Here is a 12,665-nt window from a genome sequence, read left to right as displayed (position 1 = left end):
CGCCACACGCTGATCGTGGTAGCTCGGACCGAACGTTATTCCGGCGTCACCCTCGTGGCTTGCATGCCTTTATCCCCCTTCTCGATTTCGAAGGAGACCATTTGCTTCTGTTTTAACGTTTTATAACCTTCACCTGCTATCGCCGAATAATGAACGAACAGTTCCTCGCCGTCGTTGCCGCAGGTGATGAAACCATAGCCTTTTGCATCGTTAAACCATTTAACGGTTCCTTTGATTCGGTCGTTCATTTTTATTGTCCTGCTTGCCCGAATGAAGAAAGGCACAGGGACTGTAGTTTGCCCAGAGCCTTGTTTTTCGCTGTCTCGGCTGGAGATTAGAATCGCCATATCCAGTTGCCTACTGTCAGAGTTGACAGTAGGCAATACCGAGAAGAAATAACGGATTTTGCGTTGATAGTTGGATGACTGGCGCAGCTGTCATGCAAGCGAAAGGTCAACAGATCGCAGGCTTCGCCAGTTCCTGCAGAACCCACGCTCGCTACGGTTAATCGCGAGCGACTGCCATCCTGACCCGCTCGCAGAACTGCGGGCAGAACACCCTGGGTGTTCGGGTCGCGGCAATCATTTTGTGCCCAGGTCAGGGCCAGGAAGCTGAACGCCAGGCTGATCATCGTCGGCGAGGAGGCCGCACTGTACGGTAACGGAGCAGGTGATGGCAGGACGCCTTGAGACGTTGTGCAGGAACAGTGACGCGGTTGCCATTGCCGATCAGAAAGTCAGGTTGAAGTAGTCGCTGTCCATTAACCTGCACATTCTGATGTCCGGGCTGTCACAGCGACTATTCGCCCATCCTGAAAATGCCGGTTCCAGGATCTGCTGATACTCCAGATTCAGATTGATATCCCCGTACCGGCACGTGATGGTCGCCGTTGTGGCTGCCTGTTGGTCCTCGTCGGCCTCATGGATAACGTACTCGGCACCTTCGAATCGCAACGAGGTCGGGTTGACCACGTCCACCAGGCTTTCGCTTTCCCATTCGTGACCGTCCTGTACATCGACGAAGAAAACATCTTCCACCGATTCAATGTTTCTATGGATGTCAGTGACGGCAGGGCACGTTATTTCACCGGCATGGGCGTGGCCAATGAGCAGCAAAAATAATGCCGCGCCTCCAGCCAGTATTTTTTTCATTTACCAACCTCCAAGGCTCAGTTCGACGATTTCATGACTTTGGTCGGGCGGGCCACTGTCAATGTTGACAGTTATTTATGTCAATTCAGAACTGTATATGGATATTTGGTAACTTTTAGCTATATAAAAAAGTGCAGTTTTCCTTGAATCGGATGTTTCTGACGGCCTTGAAAGATTTTTCTGTAATGGCTATCGGCCATTTATGTAATACATGTAGGAACAATCTCCGTCCACGCCAGTCCAACGCACGCTTCACGCCGCTCTTCATGGGCGGCTTTTTCATGCTCAAGAGGATCTCCAGGATGAAGGTTTCACGCGGTTTTGCTCTGTCTTGCCTGTTGACGCTGGCTGCCAGCCCAGCCTTCGCGCAGTTCAGCCTCAATGATGCGGCCAATGTGGTGTCGGCCATGCAGGGCAACCAAGGCGAGCAGGGCGAGGGCGTTGTGGCCGCCGCGCCGAAAGCCGCCGGGTTGCTCAACACGCTGGGATCGGAACTCAAGATCACGCCGGAACAGGCCATCGGCGGTGCCGGTGCGATGCTGGGGCTGGCGAAGAACCGACTCAGCGAGCCGCAGTTCTCCGAGTTGAGCAAAAGTGTGCCGGGCCTGGATCAGATCGCCGGGAACAGCGCCATCGGCGGGCTCAATGGCCTGGGCGGTTTGCTCGGGGGCGGGTCGGACAAAAACGCACTGCTCGACGGGTTGCTGGGTAACGTCAAGGACACCGATGACCTGAACAATGCCTTCAGTGCGTTGGGCATGGACAGCGGCATGATCGGCCAGTTTGCCCCGATCATCTTGCAGTACCTCGGCCAACAGGGGGTGGCGGGTTCGTTGCTGCAGAACCTGGGGGGTATTTGGGGAGCCGGAGCCTGATCAGCTCCCCTTGTTGCGTAAAGCCGCGATGCGCCGATCCTTTTCAGTCCAGAGCCGGTTGACCCAGTCCTGCACGTACTGGCGGAACACCGGGTCGTTTTCGTAGTCGCCCTGCCACAGTGCCGGGTCCAGTTCGCGGGTCTGGATGTCGATGATGACCCTGGGCACCGCGCCGCTGATCAAATCCCAAAAACCGGGAATGCGTGCCTGCGGGTACACCACCGTCACGTCCAGCACCGCGTCCAGCTGTTCGCCCATGGCCGCCAGCACGAACGCCACGCCGCCGGCCTTGGGCTTGAGCAGGTGGGTGAAGGGCGATTGCTGTTGTTGGCTTTTGGTGGCGGTGAAGCGGGTGCCTTCGAGGTAGTTGACCACGGTGACCGGTTGGCGCTTGAACAGCTCGCAGGCGGCCTTGGTGATTTCCAGGTCCTTGCCGGCCAGTTCCGGGTTCTTTGCCAGGAAAGCCTTGGTGTAGCGCTTCATGAACGGGTAGTCCAGTGCCCACCAGGCCAAGCCCAGGAACGGCACCCAGATCAGCTCTTTCTTGAGGAAGAATTTGAAGAACGGTGTGCGCCGGTTGAGGGTCTGGATGAGGGCGGGGATGTCTACCCAGGATTGGTGATTGCTGATTACCAGATAAGACGTGTCGCCGCGCAGGTCGGCGCCGCCACGGATGTCCCAGCGGGTGGGGATGCACAGGGCAAAGATCAGCTTGTCGATCTCGGCCCAGGTTTCGGCGATCCACATCACCGCCCATGAGGCGTAGTCGCGAAAACGCCCGGGCAGGACCAGTTTGAGTACCGCGAACACCATCAACGGTCCGAACAGCACCAGGGTATTGAGCAACAACAGCAGCGTGACGAAACAGCCGGTGAGCAGGCGGCGCATAGATGACTCTTGCAAACAGATGGGCGGGCCATGATAAGCAAGCTTCGGGCAGCAGGCCAAATCGGCTGGAACGAAAGTTTCACTTTGGCCTGGCTAAACTGGGTCGGTTTTTGTGGGCCACAGTTTGCTCCTGCAGGGCTCTGTAGGAGCTGACGAAGGCTCGGGCCGCGTTCGGACGATCTTTTGATCTTTCGCTTGAGACTCAAGTGGCTGGGGAAAGATCGCAGCCTCGTGTCACTCGACAGCTTCTACAGGTCCGAGCAGGCCACAGGCGTGTTCAACCGAACGAATTCATCAGCCACGGTCTAAAAAACCACCCACATAGGAAGCCCTATTGCATGAAATCCTTTCTCGCCCTGCTTTCCCTGGTGGCCCTTCCAGTGTTGGCCGCCGAGCCGACCCTGTACGGGCGCTACGAATACATCGCGCTGCCGGAAATCGGCGGTGAGGTGCTCAAGGCCAAGATGGACACCGGCGCCCTGACCGCCTCGCTGTCGGCCAAGGACATCGAAACCTTCACCCGCGACGGCGATGATTGGGTGCGCTTCCGTCTGGCGACCAAGGATGCGAGCAACAAGGTCTACGAACACAAGATTGCGCGCATCAGCAAGATCAAGACCCGCTCCGAGGAGGATGAAGACGACGATGAAAAGATCGCGCCCACCAAGCGTCCGGTGGTCGATCTGGAGTTGTGCCTGGGTAACGTCAGGCGCACGGTCGAGGTCAACCTGACGGACCGCAGCAGTTTCAATTACCCGCTGCTGATTGGCGCCAAGGCGTTACGTGAATTCGGCGCGGCAGTGAACCCGGCGCGGCGGTTTACGGCGGATAAGCCTGACTGCTGATTTCCCTGATTGACTCACCCCAAGGCTTGCGGCACCGTTCCGGCAACTTTACTGCCAGGCTCGCAAGCCATGCCTCATATCCTGATTGTCGAAGACGAAGCCGCCATCGCCGATACGCTGGTGTTTGCCCTGCAAGGGGAGGGTTTCGACACCACGTGGCTGAGCCTTGGCGCGGCGGCCCTCGAGCACCAGAAAAGCACCCCGGCGGACCTGATCATCCTCGATGTGGGGCTGCCGGATATCAGCGGATTCGAGACATGTAAAAATCTCAGACGTTTCAGCGACGTTCCGGTCATCTTTCTGACAGCACGGGATGGCGAGATAGACCGGGTGGTGGGTCTGGAGATCGGTGCCGACGATTACGTGGTCAAACCCTTCAGCCCCCGCGAGGTGGCGGCCAGGGTCCGGGCGATTCTCAAGCGCGTGGCACCGAGGCCGTTGGTGGAGCCGGGCATGGCGCTGTTTCAGGTCGATGCCGAGCGTGTGCAGATCAACTATCGCGGCAAACCGCTGAACCTCACCCGCCACGAATTCCGCCTGCTCAATTGCCTGCTGGAGCAACCCGAACGGGTCTTCAGCCGCGAACAGTTGCTCGATGCCCTGGGGGTGCCCAGCGATGCCGGCTACGAGCGCAGCATCGACAGCCACATTAAGAGCGTGCGCGCCAAGCTGCGCCTGGTCCGGGCCGAGGCCGAGCCGATCCAGACGCATCGGGGCCTGGGCTATAGCTACAGCCCGGGGCACAGCTGATGTCGCTGGGGATCCGGATTTTCCTGGTGTATGTGCTGTTCATCGCCTTGACCGGTTATTTCGTGCTCAACACGGTCATGGAGGAAATCCGCCCCGGCGTGCGTCAGTCCACCGAAGAAACCCTGGTGGACACGGCCAACCTGATGGCCGAGATCCTGCGGGACGATTTCAAGGCCGGCACCCTCAATCAGAATCGCTGGCCGCAGCTGCTCAAGGCCTATGGCGAGCGTCAGCCGGCGGCCACGATCTGGGGCTTGCCGAAAAACCAGGTCAGCCACCGCATTTACGTCACCGATGCCAATGGCATCGTGGTGCTCGATTCCAGTGGTGTGGCGGTGGGGCAGGATTATTCGCGCTGGAACGACGTCTACCTGACCTTGCGCGGCCACTACGGCGCCCGTTCGAGCCGCAGCGATCCGGATGATCCGACGTCTTCGGTGATGCACGTCGGCGCGCCGATCCGCGACAACGGCCACATCATCGGGGTCGTCACCGTCGCCAAGCCCAACAGTTCATTGCAGCCTTATGTCGATCGCACCGAGCGGCGGCTGTTGGCCTATGGCGCCGGGTTGATCGGCCTGGGCCTGTTGCTGGGGGGCTTGCTGTCGTGGTGGCTGAGCGCGGCATTGCGCCGGTTGACGGCCTATGCCCAGGCGGTCAGCCAGGGGCGGCGGGTGGAGGTGCCGCATTATCGCGGCGGCGAGTTCGAGCAACTGGCGGGCGCGGTGGAACACATGCGCACTCAGTTGGAAGGCAAGGCTTACGTCGAGCGTTACGTGCACACGTTGACCCACGAACTCAAGAGCCCGCTGGCGGCGATTCGCGGCGCCGCCGAACTGCTGCAAAGCGACATGCCCGCCGCCCAGCATCAGCGCTTTGTCAGCAACATCGACAACGAAAGTGCGCGCATGCAGCAGTTGATCGAACGCTTGCTCAACCTGGCCCAGATCGAGCAGCGCCAGGGACTGGAGGAAGAAGTCGCGGTGCCGCTGGCGGCGTTGATGGACGAGCTGCTGGAGGCCCGCGGCGGCTGGATTGAAAGTCGGCAATTGAGGATCGAACAGCGCATCGCTGCTGACCTGACGTTGACCGGAGAGCCGTTCCTGTTGCGCCAGGCCTTGGGCAATCTGCTGGAAAACGCCCTGGACTTTACCCCCGTCAACGGCCTGCTACGGGTCAGCGCTGAGCGCCGTGGGAAGCGTGTCGAGATCCGCCTGTTCAATCAGGCCGCGCCGATCCCCGACTACGCGCTGCCGCGCTTGAGCGAGCGTTTCTATTCTCTGCCGCGCCCGGACAGCGGCCGCAAGAGCACCGGCCTGGGGCTCAACTTCGTGGAGGAGGTGGTGCAGTTGCATGGAGGGCAGTTCAGTATTGGCAATGTCGAGGGCGGGGTGGAAGTGGTTCTGCGGTTGCCCTGAACACCCCGTTACTCGGTCTGGAACCCTATTGTGGCGAAGGCGCTTGCTCCCGCTGGGTTGCGCCTGTAGAAACTGTGCAAGAGCTGCGTAGGAACTGCGTAGGAGCTGCGTAGGAGCTGTCGAGTGCAACGAGGCTGCGATCTTTTCAAAGACACTTGAATCTCCAAGTGAAAGATCAAAAGATCAAAAGATCAAAAGATCGCAGGCTTCGCCAGCTCCTACAGGGCGCAACGGGAGCGAGCTCCCTCGCCACAGGTTTCATTGATCAGGCGGATTCCAGTCTCCACACAATCTCCATATTCTCCCCATAAATCCCTCACACAGCCATTCCAGACTCTCCCGCATTCGAACAGGGAGAGCCCCACATGAACCGCAGCCTCGCCATAAAACTGGGCATGATCGCCCTCTTGATTCTCTTGCTGATGATCCCGCTGTTGATGATCAACGGCCTCATCGATGAGCGCCAGGAGTTGCGCGACGGTGTGCTGCAGGACATCGCCCGCAGCTCCAGCTACAGCCAGCAACTGATCGGGCCGATGATCGTGGTGCCGTTTCGCAAGAGCGTGAAGGTCTGGAACACCAACGAGAAGACCGGTGTGCGTTTCCTGGAAACCGTCGAGCGAACCGGCGAGTTGTATTTTTTGCCGGAGCAATTCGAACTCGACGGCCAGGTCCGCACCGAAACCCGTGCCCGGGGCATCTACGAAGCGCGGTTGTTCCATGCCGATAACCGGATCGATGGCCGCTTCAAGGTGCCTGAGCGCTACGGTGTCGCCGCCAAGGACTTTGCCGACTATCGCTTCGATGAACCGTACCTGAGCGTCGGTATCAGCGATATTCGCGGCATCGAGAATACGCTGACCCTGACGCTGAACCAGCAGACCGTCGACTTCCTGCCAGGCTCGCGGCTCGGTTGGCTGGGGCAGGGTGTGCATGTGCCGCTGCCGATGATCACCGCCCAGGGCAGCCCTGAGCTGACCTTCGGTTTCGACCTGCGCCTGCAAGGCACTGGCGAGTTCCAGATTCTGCCAGTGGGCAAATCCACCAAGGTGCACCTGTCGGCCGACTGGCCACACCCCAGCTTCATCGGCAACTACCTGCCCAGCCAGCGTGAGATCAATGAACAGGGTTTCAGTGCCGACTGGCAGACGTCGTTTTTTTCCACCAACCTGCTGGAAACACTACAAGCCTGCGAACCGAGCGATGGTTGTGACGCGTTCCGCAGCCGGGCCTTCGGCGTGAGCTTCATCGACCCGGTGGACCAGTACCTCAAGAGCGACCGGGCGATCAAATATGCGCTGCTGTTTGTCGCCCTGACCTTCGCCGGCTTCTTCCTCTTCGAAGTGCTCAAGAGCCTGGCGGTGCATCCGGTCCAGTACGCCCTGGTGGGTGTGGCGCTGGCGTTCTTTTATCTGCTGCTGTTGTCGCTGTCGGAGCACATCGGCTTCACCCTGGCGTACCTGGTGTCGGCCAGCGCCTGTGTCTTGCTGATCGGCTTCTATGTCTGCCATGTGCTGCGCAGCGTCAGCCATGGCCTGGGATTCTCGGCAGGGCTGGCGGGCTTGTACGGTTTGCTCTACGGCCTGTTGAGCGCCGAGGACTACGCGCTGTTGATGGGCTCGCTGTTGCTGTTCGGCCTGCTGGGCGTGTTCATGGTGCTGACCCGCAAGTTGGACTGGTATGGGGTTGGGGCGAAGCCGGCGGTGGCGATGAGCTTTGAGCTGGGAGAGGTGAAATGAGCCGGTCGTTGGGGTTGCGGGAGGATCAGCGGGTGCGGGAGGTGTTGGTGATGCAGATTGCCGGGTTGTTTCCTTTGGATCCGGTGCGCTGCCATCGCGGGCAAGCCTTGCTCCCACAGGTCGAGCGGGTCCATGTGGGAGCCAACCTGCTCCCACAGGTTGAGCGGTGGTCCATGTGGGAGCAAGGCTTGCCCGCGATGAGGCCGGTACAGCTAACGCAAAGCTAGACCCTGGGCACTGTCTCGAGCATCGACGGCCGCAAGCTCACTTCGGCAAACCACGCTGCCAATTGCGGGTTGGCCTTGCGCCATTCCAGGTCCGGATGGCGCAGGTCCAGGTAGCCCAGGGCGCAGGCCACGCTGATGGAGGCTACGTCGAAATGGCAGGTCAGTTCGGCAATCGCTTCGGCTTCGAGCATGCCCAGGGCCCGGCGAATCTTGTCCCGTTGCGCATCGAGCCATTGGTCCCAGTGTTTTTCCACAGGACGTAGCGCAGTTTCGTAGCGGATCATCACAGCCGCATCCATGATTCCATCGGCCAGGGAGGCCAGGGTCAGGCGCCGCCAGCGGGCCGCGCCGTCCCGGGGGATCAGCGGGTTGCCGACGTGCTGGTGATCGAGGTAGTCGAGGATGACGCGGCTGTCGTGGATCACCGTCCCGTTGGCCAGGCGCAGGGCCGGGATCTTGCTCAACGGGTTGTCATCGATGAGCGCCCGGTCTGGCTTGACCGGCGAGAGCTGGCTGAGCTGCAACGCCACGCGGTCTTGCTGGCCGGTTTCGTGCAGCAGCACCAGGACTTTGCGAACGAAGGGCGAAGCGGGGTTGTGGAACAGCGTCATGCTGGGATTGGACATGCAGGCATCCTCGATAATCGGCCAGGGGCTTAGCCTAGACAGTTCCAAGGCAGCTGGCGAGTTCCAGTGTGGGAGCGTCCGTCTGGAGTTATCCGCGCTTGATCAATCCCCACGTTCCCAGGACCGTCGGGACCCCCAAACCCACCCAGCTCACCGCATCCCAGGCTCCGTCACCGAGCAACGCGCTGAACAACCCCGCCGCGCTAAGCGCACCGATCATCAGGGGAATACCAAACACCTTCCAGAAACTCGACTGCCGAGGCCTCACGAGGCGACCTCCGTACCAACGGTTGCCCGCCTGGCCGCTTTACGCCGCACCAACCACAAGTAAACGCCGCTGCCCAGGACGATGATGGTCAGTACATCGAGGGTCGCCCAGAAGATCTGCATCGGCCGGCCACCGTAGTCGCCGAAGTGCAGCGGCAGGGACAGGCTCATCATGTCCATGTACCACGGCCGTTCGGCGACGGCGGTGACGTCCAGGGTGGTGGCATCGATCAGCACGGGCGTGAGCAGGTGCGAGGTCAGGTGGGTGTCACCCTTCATGAAGACGCTGTAGTGGTGCTCGCTGGAGAACAACGTGCCGGGGAAGGCAATGAAACTCGGTTCCATGCCCGGAGCGACGTCCTTGGCGATGTCCAGCAGCCGGGTGGCCGGCGCCAGTTGGGTCAGTGGCGGGGCGTTGCGGTAGGGTTCGACCATGGCGCTGAGGCTGTCGTTGCGCCACGCGGCGATGATCAGGTCGGCGCACGCGGCGATCACGCCGGTGACGCCCACGGTCAGTGCCCAGACCAGCGTGACCACGCCGATCAGGTTGTGCAGGTCGAGCCAGCGCAGGCGCGTGGATTTGTCCTGGCGCACCGTGGCGAACTTCAAGCGACGCATGAACGGCAGGTACAGGACCACCCCGGAGACGATGGCGATCACGAACAGCAGGCCCATGAACGCCAGCAACAACTTGCCCGGCAGCCCGGCGAACATGTCCACGTGCAGGCGCAGCATGACCATCATGAAACCGCCATTGGCCGAGGGCATTTCCAGGGCCTCGCCGGTACGCCCATCGAGCATGAAGGTGTGGGACGAGTTGGGTTCGGTGCCCGGCGTCGGCGCCATGATGGTGATGACGCCGTTGGGCTCGTCATCGTCCCAGCCAAAATACTGGACCACTTCACCCGGGCGGTGAGCCTTGGCTTTTTCCACCAGTTGTTGCAGGTCCAGCGGCCGCGTGTCGGCCGGCATTTCCCGAAGCTGCGGGGCGTCGCCCAACAGGTGTTCGATTTCATGGTGGAAGATCAACGGTAGCCCGGTGATTGCCAGCATCAGCAGGAACACCGTGCAGATCAGGCTGGTCCAGGTGTGGACGAAAGACCAGCGGCGGATGGTTTTGCTTTTCATGATCGATCCGAATGCAAGAGGGCCACGATGCCTGATATCAGCCGAGAAACCTGTGGGAGCGGGCTTGCTCGCGAAAGCGGTGTGCCAGACAACATCATTGTTGATTGTTACGCCGTCTTCGCGAGCAAGCCCGCTCCCACAGGGATTTCATCTGACTGATGGATCTCGGTTACAGGTGCCCTCAAAGATTTTGCAAATGCTAACCGTTTACCATTTGTAATTCACGCTGGCGACGACATTGCGTTGGTCACCGTAGTAGCAGTAGAAACCGTCGCAAGTGGACAGGTAGTCCTTGTTGAAGAGGTTCTTCGCATCCACCGCCACCGTGACCCCTTTGAGGGTCTGGTTCAGACGACCCAGGTCGTAATGGGCCGAGGCGTCATACACGGTGTAGGACCCGACATGGCCCCAGTCGGTGTTGGTGGTGTTGCCGTAGGTGTCGCCGACGTAACGCACACCGGCGCCGACGCCGAAGCCGTCCAGTGGGCCGTTATGCCAGGTGTAATCCGCCCAGGCAGTGGCCTGGTTGCGCGGCACCTGGGCCATGCGCTTGCCTTTTTCCGCCGCCGTGCCCTTGGTGATTTCGCTGTCGTTGTAGGTATAGGAGCCGATGAGCTTGAGGTTGTCGGTCACGTCGCCCGAGGCTTCCAGTTCCAGGCCACGCACCTGGACTTCACCCACCTGGCGGGTGACGTTGTTTTCGGTGACAGAGTTATTTTTCTGGGTCAGGTCGAACACCGCAGCGGTCAGCAGGGTCTTGGTGCCGGGTGGCTGGTACTTGATGCCCGCTTCGTACTGTTCGCCTTCGGTCGGCTTGAATGCTTCGGTGCTGTTGACGGTTGAACCTGCCGCCGCCTGGAACGATTGGGCGAAGGAAATGTAGGGCGTCACGCCGTTATCGAAGACGTAGCTCAACGCCGCGTTGCCGCTGAATTTCTTGTCACGCTGGGTGTTGGTGACGTTGTTCAGGTTGTGGAACACGGTGCCGGTGTGAATCCAGTCTTCACGACCTCCGAGGGTCAGGCGCCAGTTGTCCAGGGCGATCTGGTCCTGGACATACAGGCCGGTCTGATTGGTTTTCTGGTTGTAGTCGTACATGGTGAAGTACTGGACGTTGGAGAAATCCTGTCCGTAGATCGGGTTGTTGATGTTGCTGGTCGGCACGCCAGTCGAACCCCAATCCCAGCGCGAATTGCTGTTGGAGCGCTGGTGATCCAGGCCCAGCAGCAGGGTGTGGCTGAGGGCGCCGGTCTGGAAGTCGGCCTGGAAGTTGTTGTCCACGGCGAACTGGCTGATGTCTTCGTCAATGACGCTGGCGCTGCGCTTGACGGTGCCATCGGCGCTCACTGCTTGCTCAGGCCCCGCTGGCCAGAATTGCCCGCCAGCGGAAATGCCTTGGGTTTCCAGGTCGCTCTTGGTGTAGCGCAGGTTCTGGCGGAACTGCCAGGTGTCGTTCAGCCGATGTTCAAACGCATAGCCGAGTGCGTAGTAGGTACGGTCGTAGAATTCCCAGTCCGGGTCGCCGAGGTTCTTGTGATGGGAAATCTTGCCCGCTGGCGAGGACAGCTTGGTGCCCTGCAGCGGCAAGAATTGCCCGGTGATGCCGGTGTCGTCGCGGGTGTACTGGGACAGGAAGGTCAGGCGCGTGTCGTCGTTGATGTTCCAGGTCAGGCTCGGCGCGAGGTTGTAGCGCTTGTCCGGGATGTGATCGACCTGGGCATTGCTGTCGCGCACGGTGCCGCTGACTCGATAGAGGAACTGGCCTTCGTCATCGACTTTGCCGGTGCTGTCGAAGTTGATCTGCTTGTGTTCGTTGCTGCCGGCCTGCAACTCGACCTCATTGCTGCTTTCGGCCTGTGGACGACGGCTGACCATGTCCAGCATGCCACCGGGTGGTGTCTGGCCGTAGACCGAGGAGGCCGGGCCACGCAGCACGGCGATGCGCTCAAGGTTCCAGGGCTCGATTTTTGGCGTGATGTAGTTGCCCTTGGGCAGCGGCAGGCCATCGAGGAACTGGGTCGGTATGAAACCGCGAACCAGCAGCCAGTCGTTGCGCGAATCCGAACCGTAGCCGCTGCTCTGCACGCCAGCGGTGTAGCGCAGGGCGTCATTGAGGTTGAGGACCGAACGGTCTTCCATCTGTTGGCGCGTGACCACGGAGACTGAACGCGGCAGTTCGACAATCGGCGTATCCGTCTTGGTGCCGGCGGCGGTGCGGGTGGCGACGTAGCCCTCGGTCGGGCCCCACGCGGTTTCGCTGAGGCCGGACCCGATCACACTGGTTTCCGGCAAGGCCATGACGCCTTCAGGCACCGCCACCAGGCTGTAGGTGCCGGCGCTGCTTTGTTCCAGTTGCAGGCCGGTACCGCGCAAGGCTTCGCGCAATGCGCCCGTGGCGTCGAACTGGCCCTGGACCGGGGCTGAGGTCTTGCCCGAGGCCAGCGACGGATTCAGGCTCAGGGCGAGGCCGGCCTGGCTGGCGATCTGGTTCAAGGTGCTAGCCAGTGGTGCGGCGGGCAGGTTGTAGGTGCGCACGCTGGAGGCCTGTTCGGCGGCCAGCAACGGGCCGCTGGCTAAGGGAGTGGCGAGGGCAATGGCGATGGCCAACAGGCTGGGGCGCAACAGGGTGTCTAGCGGGCGGGACATACGGCGGCTCCTGAATGAAAATATTTCTCAATTGCCTGGGTGCCGGATGAAAATCGAAAAGTGATAGGGCTGGATGAAAATAATTTAGATTCAGATAAAGCGGAA

13 protein-coding genes are annotated in these 12,665 nt (G+C 60.5%); 6 read left to right on the top strand and 7 right to left on the bottom strand.

Annotated elements, in window-relative coordinates; translation table 11 throughout:
* Positions 1-35: 35 nt before the first annotated feature.
* Both GFU70_RS26365 and GFU70_RS26360 read right to left on the bottom strand, forming a co-directional pair.
* Positions 36-248 carry a cold-shock protein gene (locus tag GFU70_RS26365; protein WP_058543385.1) on the bottom strand — a complete coding sequence of 71 codons (213 nt, stop codon included), beginning with the start codon at positions 246-248 and terminating at the stop codon, positions 36-38.
* Between the two features lie 480 nt (positions 249-728).
* On the bottom strand, positions 729-1,151 hold the full coding sequence (locus tag GFU70_RS26360; protein ID WP_058543386.1) for a DUF3757 domain-containing protein: 423 nt from the start codon (positions 1,149-1,151) through the stop codon (positions 729-731).
* 302 nt (positions 1,152-1,453) lie between these two features.
* Here GFU70_RS26360 and GFU70_RS26355 point away from each other — a divergent pair, with 302 nt between their 5' ends.
* A complete protein-coding gene (locus GFU70_RS26355) occupies positions 1,454-2,026 on the top strand; it encodes a DUF2780 domain-containing protein (protein WP_058543387.1) in 573 nt (190 codons plus the stop codon).
* Here GFU70_RS26355 and GFU70_RS26350 read toward each other — a convergent pair whose 3' ends face one another.
* Entirely contained in the window at positions 2,027-2,914 is an 888-nt protein-coding gene (locus GFU70_RS26350) for an acyltransferase (protein WP_058543388.1), read from the bottom strand.
* Positions 2,915-3,252: 338 nt separating this feature from the next.
* On the opposite strand from GFU70_RS26350, the gene GFU70_RS26345 reads away from it, so the two are divergent.
* The 5 genes from GFU70_RS26345 to GFU70_RS26325 all read left to right on the top strand — a co-directional run bounded on the left by GFU70_RS26345 (position 3,253) and on the right by GFU70_RS26325 (position 7,893).
* Positions 3,253-3,759 (top strand): ATP-dependent zinc protease, encoded by a 507-nt coding sequence (locus GFU70_RS26345; RefSeq protein WP_135847519.1) that lies wholly within the window; start codon positions 3,253-3,255, stop codon positions 3,757-3,759.
* A gap of 69 nt (positions 3,760-3,828) precedes the next feature.
* On the top strand, positions 3,829-4,509 hold the full coding sequence (gene creB, locus GFU70_RS26340; protein WP_058543390.1) for a two-component system response regulator CreB: 681 nt from the start codon (positions 3,829-3,831) through the stop codon (positions 4,507-4,509).
* Entirely contained in the window at positions 4,509-5,927 is a 1,419-nt protein-coding gene (gene creC, locus GFU70_RS26335) for a two-component system sensor histidine kinase CreC (RefSeq protein WP_058543391.1), read from the top strand. The genes creB and creC overlap by 1 nt, the downstream gene beginning before the upstream one ends.
* A gap of 365 nt (positions 5,928-6,292) precedes the next feature.
* Positions 6,293-7,666 carry a cell envelope integrity protein CreD gene (creD, locus tag GFU70_RS26330; protein WP_153389021.1) on the top strand — a complete coding sequence of 458 codons (1,374 nt, stop codon included), beginning with the start codon at positions 6,293-6,295 and terminating at the stop codon, positions 7,664-7,666.
* The gene (locus tag GFU70_RS26325; protein WP_058543393.1) at positions 7,663-7,893 is read left to right on the top strand and encodes a hypothetical protein; all 231 of its coding nucleotides are present in this window, start codon (positions 7,663-7,665) and stop codon (positions 7,891-7,893) included. Before creD ends, GFU70_RS26325 begins: the two co-directional genes overlap by 4 nt.
* Here GFU70_RS26325 and GFU70_RS26320 read toward each other — a convergent pair.
* The 4 genes from GFU70_RS26320 to GFU70_RS26310 all read right to left on the bottom strand — a co-directional run bounded on the left by GFU70_RS26320 (position 7,890) and on the right by GFU70_RS26310 (position 12,560).
* Positions 7,890-8,519, bottom strand: coding sequence for a glutathione S-transferase (locus GFU70_RS26320; RefSeq protein WP_153389020.1), 630 nt, complete (start codon positions 8,517-8,519; stop codon positions 7,890-7,892). The two genes, GFU70_RS26325 and GFU70_RS26320, sit on opposite strands and share 4 nt — an antisense overlap.
* Before the next feature lie 88 nt (positions 8,520-8,607).
* The gene (locus tag GFU70_RS28855) at positions 8,608-8,787 is read right to left on the bottom strand and encodes a hypothetical protein (RefSeq protein WP_058543395.1); all 180 of its coding nucleotides are present in this window, start codon (positions 8,785-8,787) and stop codon (positions 8,608-8,610) included.
* Entirely contained in the window at positions 8,784-9,914 is a 1,131-nt protein-coding gene (locus tag GFU70_RS26315) for a PepSY-associated TM helix domain-containing protein (protein ID WP_153389019.1), read from the bottom strand. The genes GFU70_RS28855 and GFU70_RS26315 overlap by 4 nt, the downstream gene beginning before the upstream one ends.
* Before the next feature lie 207 nt (positions 9,915-10,121).
* Entirely contained in the window at positions 10,122-12,560 is a 2,439-nt protein-coding gene (locus GFU70_RS26310; RefSeq protein WP_153389018.1) for a TonB-dependent siderophore receptor, read from the bottom strand.
* Between the last annotated feature and the right edge of the window lie 105 nt (positions 12,561-12,665).

The organism is Pseudomonas brassicacearum (genome assembly GCF_009601685.2).
GTDB lineage: Bacteria > Pseudomonadota > Gammaproteobacteria > Pseudomonadales > Pseudomonadaceae > Aquipseudomonas > Aquipseudomonas kilonensis_B.
The sequence above is the reverse complement of the archived record's forward strand: the minus strand, read 5'-3'. Positions and strand labels throughout refer to the sequence as shown.